Genomic DNA, 15,608 nt, shown 5'->3' with positions numbered 1-15,608 from the left:
GCGAACATCCGGGCCTTGCACCAAGGGCCGGGGACGCGGGACCTAGGCGACCCCGCCGTCGGACACCGCAAGGGGGTCGGCCTGGCTCACACGGCTTGGCCTGAAGGTCTCGGGCATCGCCAGCAACAGGCCGAATGCCAGCGCGGCAATCGCCGCCAGGGTCAGGAACGCCGCGCTGTAGCCAGCCCCTTGCACCACGAAGCCGGCCAGGCTGTTGCTCAGCGCGGCCCCGAGCCCGAACACCGTCGACAACACCCCGAGGCTGACGTTGAAGCGTCCGGTGCCCTGGGTCAGGTCCTTGACCACCAGGGGAAACAGCGCGCCGAACAACCCGGCACCGATACCGTCCAGCAGTTGCACCGCCACCAACCAGTAGGGGTCGTCCGAGAGCACGTACAACACACCGCGGATGGGCAGGATCAGGAAGCCGGCCAGCAGCAACGGCTTGCGGCCCCAGGCATCGGCCTTGACGCCCACCAGCCACGCCATGGGCACCATGACCAGTTGCGCCGCAACGATACAAGCCGACGTCAGCGGCGTGGCCAGGTGCACATTGGCCTGGGCGAGCTTCTGGCTGACCAGCGGGAGCATCGCCGCGTTTGCCAGGTGGAACAGCCCGCAGCAAATGGCGAACAACAGCAGCGTACGGTTATCCAGCAGGACCCGCAGCGTCGAGGGTACAGGGCCGTGAACCAACTGCCCCGCCTCCAGGCCCCGGGCCACGTCATGGTCGATGGCCTCGGCGGACACGCAACCGACCGCCACGATGCTGGCCAATGCCATGGCGGCCATCAGGTAGAACACCGCGATGGGACCGAACAACCAGGCAAACCCACCCGCCAGCAGCGCGGCGCAGGCATTGCCCGCGTGATTGAATGTTTCGTTGCGCCCCGTGCGCCGTGTAAAGGCCTTGGCGCCGGTAATGCCCAGGGAAATCGCCGCGATAGCCGGCGCAAAGACTGACGCAGCCACGGCACCGATGGCCTGGGTCAATGCCACCAGGCCAAAGGACGACGTGAACGGCAGTACCAGGCAACCCAGCGTCACCACCAAGGCCGCCACGGCCACCACGGCACGCTTGCTGCGCACCCGATCGATCAACGCGCCGGCGGGCGCCTGGGCGACGAGCCCGGCCATGGCCGCCACCGTCATCACCACGCCAATGCTGGCCGGGTCCCAGCGATGCACCGCCAGCAGGTAGATCGCCAGGTAAGGACCCAAACCATCGCGCACATCCGCGAGGAAAAAATTCAGGCCATCCAGGGAAAGGTTGTTGCGTCGGTCTCGGTTTCGATCCACAGCGGCCTCGACGGGGGCTTTGCCCAAAGGTGATTGGCGCCAAGGTGTGCGGCCACACAAGACGACACGGTCTGTTCCGTCCGTCACCCACGCGTCGTGACGGGACGCGCCATGATGTCGCAAAGTATCGATCCGAGCCACTGCGATGACCGCGGAGCCATTGAGAAAACCGGAGCCAGAGTTTGCTCCCGCTGGGTCGCGCCTGTAGGAGCTGTCGAGCGAAGCGAGGCTGCGATCTTTCCTCTGACACTTGAATCTCAAGCGTAAAGAACAAAAGATCGCAGGCTTCGCCAGCTCCTACAGCGCCTAGCGGGAGCAATCTCTGGCGTCAGGTCCATCGTTGTTTCTTAGATGAACTGCATGACCTACCAAAGAGCGATGTCGTAGATAAAGTAGATCCGATTGCTGTCACGGCCCCGGGAAAAGTCCGAGCGATAGACGTAGTTTCGCAACTTCACCCCCAGCCCCTTGAACGTTCCCTGTTGCACCACATAGGCGATCTCTGCGTCACGTTCCCACTCTTTGACCGTGGTGTTGGACTTACCGTCGTTACCGCTCAGGTAGCGGGTGGAGAACGTCAGGCCGGGCACACCGAGGCGCGCGAAATCGTAGCCGTAACCGAGCATCCAGGTCTTCTCGTCTTCCTCGATGAACTTGCCGATCCCGACGTTGCTGAAGGAGTACACCGTGGCGCCGCTGATGTAAGGCAGGCCCGCCTCGCCGCTGAGGGTCTGGTAACCGGCGCTCAGTGTGTGGCCGGCAACGGCGTAGGCCAGCGACCCGCTGAGCATGTCGTTGTCGATCTTGCCGCCGTAGGCCGACCCCGAATCGACGCTGTTGAAGTAGCGCAGGTCGCTGGTCAATACCCCGGCGCCCAGGGGCAGATCATGCTGGATGCCCACAAAGTTCTGTCGATAGAAATTCTCCAGCTCGCCATAGAAGTAACTCAGGCGGATGTGCTTGCCCAGCTTGTAGTCGGCACCGGCATAGCTGAAGTCACCAGACTTATCGCCGCCGTAGCCGTCCGGCACGATGGGCATGCTGTCGCTCGAATCCCGCAGCTTGAAACGCTCCAGGTGCCCGCCGGTGACGGTGAGGTTGTCAATGTCATTGCTGCTGATCTGGGTGCCTTGGTAAGTCTGGGGCAACAGCCGCGCATCGTTGTAGACCAGCACCGGGGTCTTGGGCAGCAAGGTGCCGTATTTGAGCGTGGTCTTGGCCACCCGGGCCTTGGCGGTCATGCCCGCACTGGCGAACTCGTCGGCGGCGCGACCGTCGTCATGCACCGGCAGCAGGCCGGTGCCGCTGCGGCCACGCCCGGAATCAAGCTTGACCCCGAGCAGGCCCAGGGCGTCGACCCCGAAGCCGAGGGTGCCCGGCGTAAAGCCTGACTGGTAATCCAGCAGGAAGCCCTGAGCCCATTCGGTGCGCTCACTCTTGGCGGTCCTTGCCGCCCGGGCGCTCATACCATGTTCGTCGCGGAAATTTTCGTTGAAGTAGACGTTGCGCAATTGCAGCTTCAGCTTGCTGTCATCGATGAAGCCTTCGGCGCTGGCCGTGGCCAGGGGCAACAGGCCAAGGATTGGAAACAAAGCCCCGCGGGTCAGCAAAATGGTCATGTCTGGCTACTCGTTGTTGTTATTCGGCATGCAGGCCTTCTCACCCCCATTTGCAGGGGGCGTGTCAGGCAGGAAAACAAGATTGTCGGGGGAATCAGGAAAACAGCGTCAGTGCCCCGGTCAGCAGGGCCAACGCGGTAATCACCAGGGACGTGAGCACCGCCCATTTGACGGTGGCTTTCTGGAAGTCGCCCAAGTCGCGGTCGACCATGCCCACCAGCAACAGGGTCGAGGCCACCAGCGGGCTCATCAGGTGCACCGGCTGGCCGAGAATGGAGGCCCGGGCAATTTCCACCGGATCGATCCCGTAGGCAGCCGCGGCGTTGGCCAGGATCGGCACGACCCCGAAGTAGTAGGCATCGTTGGACAATACGAAGGTCAGCGGCATGCTGGTAATCGCCACCACCAGCGGGAACAGATGGCCCCAGGAAGGCGGAATCCAATCGACCAGGGTCTGTGCCAGGGCATCGACCATTTTCGTTCCGGAGAAGATCCCGGCGAAGATGCCCGCGGCAAACACCAGCAGGACCACGGTCATGGCGTTGCCCGAATGGGCGAGAATGCGCTCCTTCTGAATATCCAGTTGCGGATAGTTGATCATCAGCGCCAGGACGAAACCGATCAGGAACAGAATCGCCGAGTGCATGAGTCCCATCACCAGCGCGACCATCACCGCGACCACCAGCAGCAGGTTGACGTAGGCCAGTTTCGGGCGCTTGTGTGGCGTGTCCTCGATGATCGCGTTGATGTAGCAGTCACCGCCACCGCTTTGCAGCTGGACGTTACCAATGCGCTTGCGCTCGGCACGGCCCAGCAGGAAGGCCGTGAACACCACCCACATCGCACCGCCGATCATGGTCGGCAGCAACGGCACGAAATACTCACCGGCATCCAGGCCCAGCGCTGCGATCGCACGGGTCGCCGGGCCGCCCCAAGGGGTCATGCCGCTCATGATGCTCAGGGAGAGCATGGAAATGGTCGCCAGGATCATCGGGCTCATGCCGATGCGCTTATACAGCGGCAGCATCGCGGCACAGGTGATCATGTAGGTCGTCGTGCCGTCACCGTCCAGCGCCACCAACAGCGACAGCAGCGCGGTGCCCACGGCGATTTTCATCGGGTCGCCATTGACCCGCTTGAGGATCTTGCGGATCAGCGGGTCGAACAGACCGGCGTCGATCATCAGGCCGAAAAACAGGATCGCGAACAACAGCAGGGCCGCCGAGGGCGCGACCATTTTCAGGCCGTCCAGCATCATCTTGCCGGTGGTCCCGCCAAAGCCGCCGAGCACGGCAAAGACGATGGGCACTACCGTCAGGGCGACAATCGGGGACAACCGTTTGGTCATTATCAGGAAGGTGAAGACCACCACCATGGCCAGGCCAAGTAAAGCGAGCATATGTCAGATCTCTTGTTGTTATGAGTAGCTTGGCAGACACCCAGGCGCACGCCCTCCCGCCCGCCAGGCAACACGCTGAAGTGTGCCTGGCGCAGAGGTATCGAGTGAGCTTGCGCGGTGCTGTCGAGTCAGCCGTGAGCGGCTAGATGTGTTTGGCGGCCTTCGTGCCGTCCCAGCTCGAGTCCGTTGCCGGGGTCTGTGTCAGGGCGGGTTTGCCATCCAGGGTCTGCAACAGCACTTCGCGGTCACAGGCATTCTCCGAGAGAGAGATCACCACGGTCGCGACGGCATTGCTCGCCAGGCTGGTCAACGCCCGCGCTTCGGACATGAACCGGTCGATCCCGATCAATAGGGCCAGGCCCGCCAGGGGAATGTCGTGGATGACCGTCAAGGTCGAGGCCAGGGCGACAAACCCACTGCCGGTCACACCCGCGGCCCCCTTTGACGACAGCAGCATGATCGCCAGCATGGTGATGACCTGGGTCAGCGTCAGGTCGATGTTGCAGGCCTGGGCAATGAAGATCGCCGCCAGCGACAGATAGATCGCCGTGCCATCGAGGTTGAACGAGTAACCGGTTGGCAGCACCAGCCCCACGACCCCTTTCTTGCAACCCAGGGCCTGGAGTTTTTCCAACATCCGCGGCATTACCGGTTCGGTCGAGGACGTGCCGAGCACCACCAGGAACTCTTCACGCAGATAACGCAACAGCTTCCACAGGCTGAAACCGTGGGCGCGGCAAAGGCTGCCCAACACCACGAAGACGAAGAAGGCGCAGGCGATATACAAGGTCATGATCAACTTGGCCAGGGAGCCCAGCGACGTGATGCCGTACTGCCCCACCGTGAAGGCCAAGGCCCCGAAAGCGCCAATCGGAGCGAAACGCATCAGGTAGGAGAAAATCTTGAACACCATGTGCGAAGCCGATTCCAGGAACTCCAGCACAGGCTTGCCGCGCTCGCCCAGGGACGATAGGGCAAAACCGCAGAGCACCGCGATAAACAGCACCGGCAGCACCTCGCCTTTATTGAAGGCGCCGATGAAGGTGTCGGGAATGATGTGCATGAAGAAGTCCACCACGCTCAGTTTCGCGGCGGATTCGGTGTACTGCGACAGTCCCTGGGTACTCAACTGCGTCGGGTCGATGTTCATGCCCGCGCCGGGCTTGAACAGGTAGACCGACACCAGGCCGATGATCAGGCTGATCACCGTCAGCGCCAGGAACAACAGCATGGTCTTGCTCAACAAACGCCCCAGCGAGCGCTTGTCGCTCATACCGGCGATACCAGTGACAATGGTGCAGAACACCACTGGCGCAATCATCATCTTGATCAGCTTGATGAAGGCATCGCCCAGCGGCTTCAAGGCAATTGCCTGTTGCGACCAGAAGTGCCCGACGACCACGCCCAGCAGCACGGCGCAGATGATCTGGAAGTAGAGCGATTTAACAACTTTCATGGCATCACCCATTTTTAGAATTGTTCTGATGCAAAAGACCCTGGCAACCAGGGTTATCCGGCCAGCCGTTGGGACGCCGTGGCATAGACGTAACCTGAGAAAAGCCGGCGCGCGGTACGTACTACCGAAGCCCGAATGGTCTCACCCTTTTCACCGGTGTAGGACAGTACGACATCAATACCGCCGCTTGGGTGTTCGATCCGAACCTGTTGCAAGCGCGGTTCACTGACGTTGCCGAGCAACTGTGCAACGACGCTGCCTTCGGTTACGCACGCCGTGGCCAGACCGATGGAGCCGGTGATCGCCAGGGCGCGGTGACAGTTGTGCGGCATGAAGTAGCGCACCTGGACCGTCCCGCCGCACTTGGCCGGAGACACCAGCACCGGCTTGGGAATGACCTTGTCGCTGACATCACCCAGGCCCATCGCCAGGCCGGCTTTCAGCCGCAAGGACTCCAGCCGGTGCAGGAAGGCTTTATCGGCGTCCAGTTCGGCAGGGCTTTCGTCACCGCGTTTACCGAACTGGCTGGCCTCGACGATCATCATCGGCATCGCCATGTCGATGCAGGTTACCGGGATGCCGTCGATCAGGTCCTGGGTCTGCCCGGTGGGGAAGAGTTTCCCCGTCTTGCTGCCCGCCGCATCGAGAAACGTCAGTTGTACCGGAGCGGCTGTGCCAGGCACACCGTCGATGGCGGTATCGCCTTCATAGCTGACCTTGCCTTGCGGGGTTTGCACTTCGGCATTCACGAACGTCCCGGTGTTGAGGTTGCGAATGCGCACCCGGGTCAGGTCCCCGGAAGGCTTGACCAGCCCCTGCTCGATGGCAAAGGGGCCGACGGCGCAGAGCATGTTGCCGCAGTTGGGGGCGGTATCGACACGACGCTGGGAAACCATGACCTGGACGAACAGATAATCGACATCCGCGTCTGGGTGCAGCGATGGGCTGACGATCGCCACTTTGCTGGTTTGTGGGCTGCCGCCACCGATGCCGTCGATTTCCAGCTCGTGGCCGGAGCCCATCAGGTTGAGCAGCAGCTCGTCACGTTCGGCGATGGCGACCGGCAGATCCCAGGCGAGAAACACCGGGCCTTTGGACGTACCGCCGCGCATTAGCACACAAGGAATTCGCTGCATGTTCACTAACTCTTGTTGATCAATCTGGATAATTGATGCTCTGGACACAAGAGTGGCAAAGTTTGAAAAGTGTTTCCAATGCAAAGATCAGAGGAATTATTGCGTTTAGCAAATGAATTATTTTACGATGATTCGCACTGCGCATCCCCTCTGCGGTGAGGTAGAACATGGAATATGAGCTCCAGGACATACGATCTTTCGTGAAAATCGCCGAACTGGGCAGTTTCCACGAAGCCGCCGATGCGCTGCATCTGTCACAACCGGCCCTGAGCCGACGGATGAAAAAACTCGAGGAAGGCCTGGGAACCGCTTTGCTCGATCGCACGACCCGCAAGGTCAGCCTGACGAGTGTCGGCCGTGATTTCCTGCCCAAGGCGCGGCGCTTGCTGGATGATTTCGACGACTCGATTCTCAACATCCGCGAGCTGGCGGAGCGGCAGATCGGTCGGGTGACCTTGGCGTGCATCCCCACGGCGGCGTTCTATTTCCTGCCTTCGGTGATCCGCCTCTACAACGAGCGCTACCCGAAAATCCGCATCCGCCTGCTCGACCTCAGCGCCAACGAAGGGCTCGAAGCGGTACTGCGCGGCGAAGCCGACTTCGGCATCAACATGATGAGCGGCCAGCACCCGGACATCGAATTCGTGCCCCTGGTCAACGAACCCTTTGTGCTGGCCTGCCGACGCGACCATGAATTGGCTGAACGCAGCGCGGTCACCTGGTCGGAACTCAGCGACTACCGGCTGATCGGGGTCGGGCGCCTGAGCGGCAACCGCATGCTGCTGGACCACGCGCTGTCGGGCCTGAGCTGGCGCCCGCAGTGGTTCTACGAAGTGCAGCACTTGTCTACGTCGCTGGGACTGGTCGAGGCCGGCCTGGGCGTGTCGGCGATGCCCAGCCTGGCCATGCCGGCCGGGGATCATCCAACCCTGGTCAGCGTGCCGCTGATCGAGCCGGTGGTAAACCGCTCCCTGGGCCTGGTCTACCGCCGGGGCGCATCGCTCTCCCCGGCCGCGGAGAAATTCGTCTCGATCCTGCTTGAACAGTGGCCGCAATGAAGCGAGCGTCTCCACACCACCAACGCGGCGAGGCTGATCAAGGCGCCCAGCAGGCTGACCGCCATCCAGCCCCACAGCACATAGACCTGGGTTGCAGCGGCCGCTCCCAGCGCGCTGCCCACCGAGTAGAAACACAGACCGGGGCAGCGACACGCAAGCGTCCGCGCGGCGTCGATACGCCCTCCTTCGCCGCCGCCCAGTTGCTGCGTCGCGACAAGGCACCTTCGGCCCTGCCTGGCTGGCTTATGACATGCGCCTGATGATGTCCGGTATCCAGAGGTTTGGCATGCAGGCCGCTGAAGGCACCGTGGAACGGCTCCAGGCGATTCTGGGACGCCCGCTGCGCACCTATGAAGACTTCGTTCGCGAGGTTGTCGCCGGGGTTTGAATCCCTGGGACGAGGGAGCGGCTTCGAATCATTCAGAGAGGCCTACTCCTCGGCAGGCCTCATATGAAAAATCGTATAGGGCAGAATCAACGTATCGGCCACGACACTGAAAGGCAGGTCAATGATTGCAAACGGTGCCAGCGCGCGTGAATACACATCGTTGTCGTTCATCGAGCCCTTGATGATCTCGATATCGGTCGCCGCGCCGCAATAAGGCTGACGGCCGCAAAGCTGCCCCATGCCAAAGGTTTCGTTGGCCGTCGCGCATCCCCCCAGCAGCGCCATCGTCAAAGCCAATAATACGATCCGCATGACGCGCTCTCCCCTGGAAAGACGGGACTGTAGCATCGATGGTGGTATCGCCCGGCACGCGGGAAGCGGCATAGAGCGCACCGGCGTTGGATTCCTCCTCAAGCGTCGTGCAGACGAACCAGACATCCTGCTTGAGCGCGTGCCTTTTGTTTTTCAACTGCTGCGCTGTGGTGATCACCGCCGCCAATGGCGCCCGGTCATCCAGGAAGTGAGCAGCGACCGTGTCTTTTACCTGGAACGGCCGACGCCAGTGGTGGCTGAGCACCACGCGTACGCCAGGACGGACACCGGCGGCGGCCAGTTCTTCCTGGGAACAGCGGGTGATGACATGGACGTCGCTCCACTGCACCGCTCCCGACAGCACATCCCGCCCCTGGGCAGAACCACCACTGTTGTACATGGAACCATAAGACAGTACGCCGCAGAGGCATTGGCCATCGCCGAGTATGTCTACCGGACAAACACCAAAACAGATAGGCTGGGCACCACCTAGCGCGACGACTTCAAGGTTACCGTCGGGCCTTACTTTCTTCACGATCATGGCAATTTCATCAAGGTGGGCCATGCCCCTGATGGGCTGTGCTTACGAAGATCCCCGCACTCGCTTGCCGTCCGTTCAAATCGTCATCCGCACAAGTATCGCAGGTCAGTCCAGCCCTGAACGGAACGCAGCGGCTTTTTGAGACGACGACAATGAGTCCCACCTGCCCTCCAGATTTAGCTTGACGCAAGAGATGATGGTCATCATATTTACAAAATATTACGATCATCATTTATACACCGGAGAGCATGTATGGAAGCCAGAACTTCATTGGCGATTACCGCTAGCCAACCGCACGCCTCCACACAACCATTGACCGGCAAAGTCGTGGCGCTGCTTGCAGGCCTGGCGGCGATCAGCATGCTCTCTACCAACATCATCCTCCCGGCGTTTGCGGCGATCGGTGAAGACTTGGGCGTGACCGCTCGCGAGCTCGGCCTGACGCTGTCCAGTTTCTTCATCACCTTCGCCTTGGGCCAACTGGTGGTCGGACCACTGGCCGACCGCTACGGGCGCCAGAAACTGGTATTGGGCGGCTTGTCGGTGTTCGTGGTCGGCACCGTCATCGCCGGTCTTGCCAGCACCCTCGATGTGCTGATCGCCGGGCGCGTCGTGCAGGCGCTGGGCGTGTGTGCGGCCTCGGTGCTGTCGCGCGCCATCGCGCGGGATCTGTTCGAAGGCGAGACGCTCGCCCGCGCCCTGTCGCTGACGATGATCGCCACTGCCGCAGCACCGGGGTTTTCGCCGTTGGCCGGCAGCGTACTAGCCGTCACGCTCGGCTGGCGTGCCATCTTTATCCTGGTGGGACTGGCCGCCGTGGTACTGGCGTTTTTCTACGTGCGCGACCTCGGAGAAACCCATCCCGCCGATCGCCGGGCGCCCCACTCGGCCAAGAGCGTGGTGCTCGCCTATCGCCGATTGGTACTGGATAAGCGCTTCATCCTCCCAGCCCTCTCAATGAGCTTGCTGATGAGCGGCCTGTTCGCCTCGTTCGCGGCGGCGCCCGCCATCCTGATGCAAGGCATCGGCTTGACGTCGGTGCAGACCGGCCTGTATTTCGCCTCTACGGTATTCGTCGTGTTCGCAGCCGGTATGGCGGCCCCGCGCCTGGCCCATCGTCATGGCACTCGAGTCATCACGCTCCTGGGCATCGCCTGCGCCATGATCGGCGGAGGCCTGCTCCTGGTAGGTCCGGCCGTGCCTGGCCTGTGGTGGTATGCCCTCTCGATGGTCACCTTCCTTTGGGGCATGGGCCTGGCCAATCCGCTGGGCACGGCAATCACCATGGGCCCATTCGGCAAAGAAGCCGGGATGGCCTCCGCACTGCTGGGTTTTCTCTCCATGGGCGCGGCTGCGCTGACCACATGGCTGGCCTCGGTCTTGAGCTTCGCACCGGTCACGACGCTGGGTGGGATCCAGGCGACGGCCTGCCTGGTGGCGCTGGTGCTGTTTCTGTTGCGGGGCAAGCTTTGAGCAAACCGCTTTGCGGGCCAAGCACGATGGAGGGTTTCGCCCGTGATAAGGGCCAGTCAATACACCGGCCAGGTTTCGACAATCTTCCCCCCACGGCCGGTGAGCCGTTGACCATTTCCTGGTTGGAACTGCGGCCATAGAGTCCGTTACTTTGCAGCCCCGAGGGGGACTCGAACTCGGCCATCCAGTTGCCGCCATAGATGAAGAAGGTTCCGCGCTGATTCGGGTTCCACCAGGAGAACAATCGGGACTTGTCATCCAAAGCGGGAAAATTGACGGCCCCGGTGCTCTTCAACACCGGCGTTGCGATAAAGGCCGCCGGCACATGCTCGGCCAGCGATGGCAAGTCGTAATGGGTCGGTTTGAGAAACGCCGTCCCCACCGAGACTTCGCTGCTCAAGCGCTCCTGTTCATGTATTCGGTAGCTCAGGTAATCCATCAGCCGCCGGGGGGTGTCGAGCAGCCACTGCAATTGCCTGGAAGGGTCAAAGGTGCCCTTGTGGGTCTGGTAGAACAGCTCGACCGAGCGCACCGGCAAAGGCTTGCCGAGCAAGAGGTTGGCCTCGGGACTGCCCCGGTCGCTCGGACGCAACAGCGCCCCCACCCCTGCCATCAACGCACCCACTCCCGCGGTGCCGAGCATAAAGGTTCTACGGTTCATCAGAACGCTCCTTCGCGCGCAGTCAGGTGCACGTTACGGCAGCGCTACTCCAGCGTTTAGGTTATGGGAGGCCAGAAAGGGGGCTTTAGCGGCCATGCTTCATTGCCTGCCCCACCGCCTTCGCGAGCAAGCTCACTCCCACAGGGGATCTGTGCCTATCTCTTTCACCCGCGCCAACAGAACCTGCAGGGGATGAAGCACAGTGACACCCTCTTGCCGCTTCACCTGGCTGCGGCAAGAGTACCCATCGGCGACCACCCTGCCCGACTGATTGAGTTTCTGCAGGAGCGGCTTCCAGGACTGCCCGTAGATCGTGTCGGACGTTCCAGCATTTCGCGCTTCATGCCCGTAGGTGCCCGACATCCCGCAACAGCCGCTGGCCTGCACTTGAAGCGTCAGCCCCATGCGCTGGAAAATCTTCTGCCATTGCCCGATGCTGCCTGGCTCATTGGTCTTTTCCGTGCAATGGGGCAGGAAGTGGTAAGGCTCTCCCTCCTCCACTGCTGCATCTTCCGGCAGCGCATCCATCAGCCACTCCTGCGCAAGCATCACCTGGGGAGCGTTGCCGCTATCCAGTGTCTTGGCATACTCCTGTCGATAGACCAGGGTCATCGCCGGATCAAGCCCCACCAATGGCACTCGATACTGCTGGAGGCTGAGCAAGGTCTGGCCGTTGAAGCTGGCGGCCTTCTCGAACGCGTTCAGGAAACCCTGAACCTGAAGCGGCTTGCCGTTGGGCGCGTACGGGGCCAGGAAGACTCGGTAGCCCAGCCTCGAGATCAGCTCAACCCAGTCAACAAGCAAGGGCGTTTCAAAAAAACGGGTGAAAGCGTCCTGAACGAGGATGACACTTTTCTCACGCTGCTCAGCGCTAAGCGCTTCCAGGCGCTCCGGAGTTGCCACCTCCACGTTCCAGCGCCGGCACACGGCGGCAAAATCCACCAGGCTGAGCAACGGGCTATCGACCATCCCGGCTACACGTTCGAGCCCCCAGCGGATCGGCCAGGCACTCATCACGAAGTTGTACAGCCGCGGCATCTTGGCGAGATACGGAACCGTGTATTCCAATGAGCCAATCAGGTAGTCCTTGAGGGGACGCAGGTAGCGGCTGTGATAAAGCTCAAGGAAGCGCGAGCGAAACTCCGGCACATTCACTTTGACAGGGCATTGGCCCGCGCAGGATTTGCAAGCCAGGCAACCGGTCATCGCCTCATAGACCTCATGGGAAAAGTCCGGCTGCCCCATCTTCCGGGCCAGGCTATTCACGGCCCGACGCGCAACGCCCGGCGCCCCGCCAGCCCCTCGAACCCGCTCGCTGGCCGCCAGTACATCGACACCCTGCTCGCCCTGCAACCTCAGCCATTCCCGGATCAACGAGGCCCGCCCCTTGGGCGAGTGAATGCGATTGCGCGTCGCCTTCCAGGACGGGCACATGGCGTCGTCAGGGTCGAAGTTGTAGCACGCGCCATTGCCATTGCAATGAACCGCCGTGTCATAGCTTTGCCAGACACGTTCATCGATAGTGCGATCCAGGGCACCGCGTATGTCCACTTCATCGACGCGGGTCAATCGTGCGCCGGGCACTGTGCTCGGGGTGGCGATCTTGCCTGGGTTGAGTTGGTTGAATGGATCGAAGGCCGCCTTCAGCGCTTGCAGCGCGGGATACAAATCACCGAAGTAATCGGGCACGTATTGCGACCTCAAGCCCTTGCCATGTTCGCCCCACAACAGTCCGCCATACTGTTGCGTCAAGGCCGCGACCGCATCGGAAATCGGCCGGATCAAGGCGGCCTGGGCCGGGTCCTTCATGTCGAGGATCGGCCGCACATGCAAGACCCCGGCGTCGACGTGACCGAACATGCCGTACTGCAGATCATGGCTATCGAGCAGCGCACGGAACGCCTGGATGAAGTCCGCCAGGTGTTCGGGTGGAACAGCGGTGTCTTCGACAAACGGCTGGGGCCTGGCCTCGCCCTTGACGTTGCCCAACAACCCCACGGCCCGCTTGCGCATCGCATAGACACGCTTGAGCGCATCGGCGCCGATGGCCAGTGTGTGGCCCAAGCGGACCACGGAAGTATCGCGCTGCAGGTGCAGGACGAACTCATGAACCTGCTGCTGAACCGCCGCTTCGTCATCCCCACTGAACTCGATGAGATTGATCCCCAGCGTCGGTGTATCAGGGTCTTCAGGGAAATACTCGGCGACGCCGTGCCAGACAATGTCCTTCATCGCCAGCATCAGCACTTTCGAGTCCACGGTCTCGATCGACAGCGGCTTCATTGCCATCAACGCCTTCGCGTCACGCAAGGCCTCCATGAACCCGGCGTAACGCACGTTCACCAGGATGGAGTATTTCGGGATAGGCAGGACGTTCAGTTTGGCTTCGACGATGAAGCCCAGGGACCCTTCGGAGCCGCAAAGAACGCTGTTCAGATTGAAGCGCCCATCGGCTTCGCGCAAATGGGCCAAGTCATAACCGGTCAGGCAACGGTTGAGTTTCGGGAAGGTGTCCCTGATCAGCTCGGCGTGGGTATCGGCGATGTCCAACGCGCACTGGTAGACCTCCCCCACCCGATCCTGGCGCTCGACCAACGCCGGCAACAGCGCGGCGTCGACAGCTGAACTGGTGAGACGATCACCGCCCAGCAACACCGTCGAAAGTTCGAGCACGTGATCGCGCGTCTTGCCGTAGGTGCAGCTCCCCTGGCCACTCGCGTCCGTATTGATCATGCCGCCAATCGTGGCGCGGTTCGACGTCGAGAGCTCGGGGGCAAAGAACAAACCGTAGGGCTTGAGCGCTGCGTTCAGTTGATCCTTGACCACACCGCTCTGTACCCTGGCCCAGCGTTCCTCGACGTTGATTTCCAGGATGCTGTTCAGATGACGGGAAAGGTCAACCACCACACCATCGGTGAGCGATTGCCCGTTGGTGCCGGTACCGCCACCGCGTGGCGTGAGCACGACCGCACGGTGCGCGGGTTCGGCGGCCAGGCGTGACAGGATCATCACGTCCTGTTCGTCCAGGGGGAATACCGCCGCTTGGGGCAGGCGCTGGTAGATGGAATTGTCGGTGGCCAATACCGTCCGGTCGCCATGGTCGCGGGCAATCTCGCCTTGGAACCCCGCCACTTGGAGCGCATTCAGAAAAGCGTCATAGGTCGCTTTCTGGGGATCAGGAGGCGATAACCGGGCAATCATGATGTATTCCTACAGGCTGAAAAGCTAATCTATGCATTCACATTACGTATGCTCAGTACAGGACGTATCGAGCAGCTGCATAAGTTTTTCATGATTCTTGCCTGCCTATACGGTCGGAGCAAACGTAATTCCTGCTGTTTTTGCATGAGCTTTATGAATGAACCCTAGACGCCTGACGCCCTCGATGTCGCTGCTGGTTGCCTTTGAGGCCGCCGCACGCCACGGCAGCTTCACCAAGGCCGCGGAAGAGTTGGCACTGACCCAAAGCGCCGTCAGCCGACAGGTGCAGACCCTGGAGGCGCAACTTGAAATCGAACTCTTCCGTCGCGAAGGCCGAAAGATTGAACTGACCGCCGCCGGCGCGCTGTATCAGCACGAACTGGCGGCCGCGTTGGGGCGTATTCGAAGCGCAACGTTGCAGGCCATCGCCTACAAGAGCGACAGCGGCCCATTGAACCTGGCCGTGCTGCCAACCCTCGGTTCCAAATGGCTGCTGCCGCGGATGCATGAATTCTATGCCAGGCACCCGGACCTGCTGGTGCACATACATTCGAGGATCATCCGCGAAGACGTTCAATCCTCCACCCATGACATGAATGCAATCATCTGCGCAGGCTCGGGGGAGTGGCCTGGCTACATTGCACATCAGTTGCTCACGGAAAAGCTGGTGGTGATCGCCAGCCCGACCGCACTGCCCGAGTACCGGACAATGTCGCCGGCGAACGTTGCCGAGCATGCCTTGTTGAACGTTGTATCAAGGCCGGGTGTCTGGTCGGACTGGTTCGACAAGCACACCGTCGACCACCGCAACATGCGATCCGGCCCGAGCTTCGAACTCACGGCCCACCTGATCCAAGCCGTGTCGGCGGGGATCGGGATTGGGCTGGTTCCACAAATCCTGGTCCAGGATGAACTGAAGAGCGGCGACCTGGTTGCGCTGTTTGAACCAATGGAAAGTGGACGCCGCTATTACCTTGTCTACGCGAGCCGATACCAACACCTGCCGGCGTTGAAGGCCTTCAGCGCCTGGCTTCTGTCGTTGCCATTTCCTGACAACTGAGGTTG

At 61.4% G+C, this 15,608-nt stretch carries 10 protein-coding genes and 4 pseudogenes; 4 read left to right on the top strand and 10 right to left on the bottom strand.

From position 1 onward, the window contains the following. Positions 1 to 42 precede the first annotated feature (42 nt). The 5 genes from BM317_RS09955 to BM317_RS09935 form a co-directional block, all read right to left on the bottom strand. Entirely contained in the window at positions 43 to 1,299 is a 1,257-nt protein-coding gene (locus BM317_RS09955; RefSeq protein ID WP_092165645.1) for an MFS transporter, read from the bottom strand. Between the two features lie 365 nt (positions 1,300 to 1,664). Further along, positions 1,665 to 2,918, bottom strand: coding sequence for an OprD family porin (locus BM317_RS09950; RefSeq protein ID WP_092474152.1), 1,254 nt, complete (start codon positions 2,916 to 2,918; stop codon positions 1,665 to 1,667). 94 nt (positions 2,919 to 3,012) lie between these two features. After that, a complete protein-coding gene (locus BM317_RS09945; RefSeq protein WP_092474150.1) occupies positions 3,013 to 4,317 on the bottom strand; it encodes a CitMHS family transporter in 1,305 nt (434 codons plus the stop codon). Positions 4,318 to 4,459: 142 nt separating this feature from the next. Further along, positions 4,460 to 5,785, bottom strand: coding sequence for a dicarboxylate/amino acid:cation symporter (locus BM317_RS09940; protein ID WP_092474148.1), 1,326 nt, complete (start codon positions 5,783 to 5,785; stop codon positions 4,460 to 4,462). 41 nt (positions 5,786 to 5,826) lie between these two features. Beyond that, entirely contained in the window at positions 5,827 to 6,909 is a 1,083-nt protein-coding gene (locus BM317_RS09935; RefSeq protein WP_092474146.1) for a 4-oxalomesaconate tautomerase, read from the bottom strand. A 167-nt stretch (positions 6,910 to 7,076) separates the two neighbouring features. Here BM317_RS09935 and BM317_RS09930 point away from each other — a divergent pair, with 167 nt between their 5' ends. Continuing rightward, positions 7,077 to 7,967, top strand: a complete 891-nt coding sequence (locus BM317_RS09930; RefSeq protein WP_003200706.1) for a LysR family transcriptional regulator — start codon at positions 7,077 to 7,079, stop codon at positions 7,965 to 7,967. Here BM317_RS09930 and BM317_RS31065 read toward each other — a convergent pair. Next, positions 7,892 to 8,104 (bottom strand): annotated as a pseudogene (locus tag BM317_RS31065) (MFS transporter); the annotation flags it as partial. The gene BM317_RS09930 and the pseudogene BM317_RS31065 overlap by 76 nt on opposite strands. 83 nt (positions 8,105 to 8,187) lie before the next feature. On the opposite strand from BM317_RS31065, the pseudogene BM317_RS09920 reads away from it, so the two are divergent. Further along, a pseudogene (locus BM317_RS09920) lies at positions 8,188 to 8,355 on the top strand (NmrA/HSCARG family protein); the annotation flags it as partial. 42 nt (positions 8,356 to 8,397) lie between these two features. Here the strand turns inward: BM317_RS09920 and BM317_RS31060 are convergent. Together BM317_RS31060 and BM317_RS09910 are read right to left on the bottom strand one after the other, a co-directional pair. Further along, positions 8,398 to 8,526: a YceK/YidQ family lipoprotein gene (locus tag BM317_RS31060; protein WP_256574116.1), complete on the bottom strand. Its 129-nt coding sequence runs from the start codon at positions 8,524 to 8,526 to the stop codon at positions 8,398 to 8,400. 178 nt (positions 8,527 to 8,704) lie between these two features. Continuing rightward, positions 8,705 to 9,241: pseudogene (locus BM317_RS09910) on the bottom strand (M42 family peptidase); the annotation flags it as partial. A 219-nt stretch (positions 9,242 to 9,460) separates the two neighbouring features. On the opposite strand from BM317_RS09910, the gene BM317_RS09905 reads away from it, so the two are divergent. After that, on the top strand, positions 9,461 to 10,681 hold the full coding sequence (locus tag BM317_RS09905) for a multidrug effflux MFS transporter (protein WP_092474142.1): 1,221 nt from the start codon (positions 9,461 to 9,463) through the stop codon (positions 10,679 to 10,681). 88 nt (positions 10,682 to 10,769) lie between these two features. Here the strand turns inward: BM317_RS09905 and BM317_RS09900 are convergent. Both BM317_RS09900 and BM317_RS09895 read right to left on the bottom strand, forming a co-directional pair. Further along, positions 10,770 to 11,294: pseudogene (locus BM317_RS09900) on the bottom strand (hypothetical protein); the annotation flags it as partial. A 180-nt stretch (positions 11,295 to 11,474) separates the two neighbouring features. Then, on the bottom strand, positions 11,475 to 14,543 hold the full coding sequence (locus tag BM317_RS09895) for a D-2-hydroxyglutarate dehydrogenase YdiJ (RefSeq protein ID WP_092474140.1): 3,069 nt from the start codon (positions 14,541 to 14,543) through the stop codon (positions 11,475 to 11,477). 157 nt (positions 14,544 to 14,700) lie between these two features. Between BM317_RS09895 and BM317_RS09890 the strand changes: the two genes are divergently transcribed. Then, entirely contained in the window at positions 14,701 to 15,603 is a 903-nt protein-coding gene (locus BM317_RS09890) for a LysR substrate-binding domain-containing protein (protein ID WP_092165426.1), read from the top strand. Positions 15,604 to 15,608: the final 5 nt, after the last annotated feature.

This window comes from Pseudomonas sp. NFACC24-1 (assembly GCF_900115235.1).
Taxonomy (GTDB): Bacteria; Pseudomonadota; Gammaproteobacteria; order Pseudomonadales; family Pseudomonadaceae; genus Aquipseudomonas; species Aquipseudomonas fluorescens_AA.
The sequence above is the reverse complement of the archived record's forward strand: the minus strand, read 5'-3'. Positions and strand labels throughout refer to the sequence as shown.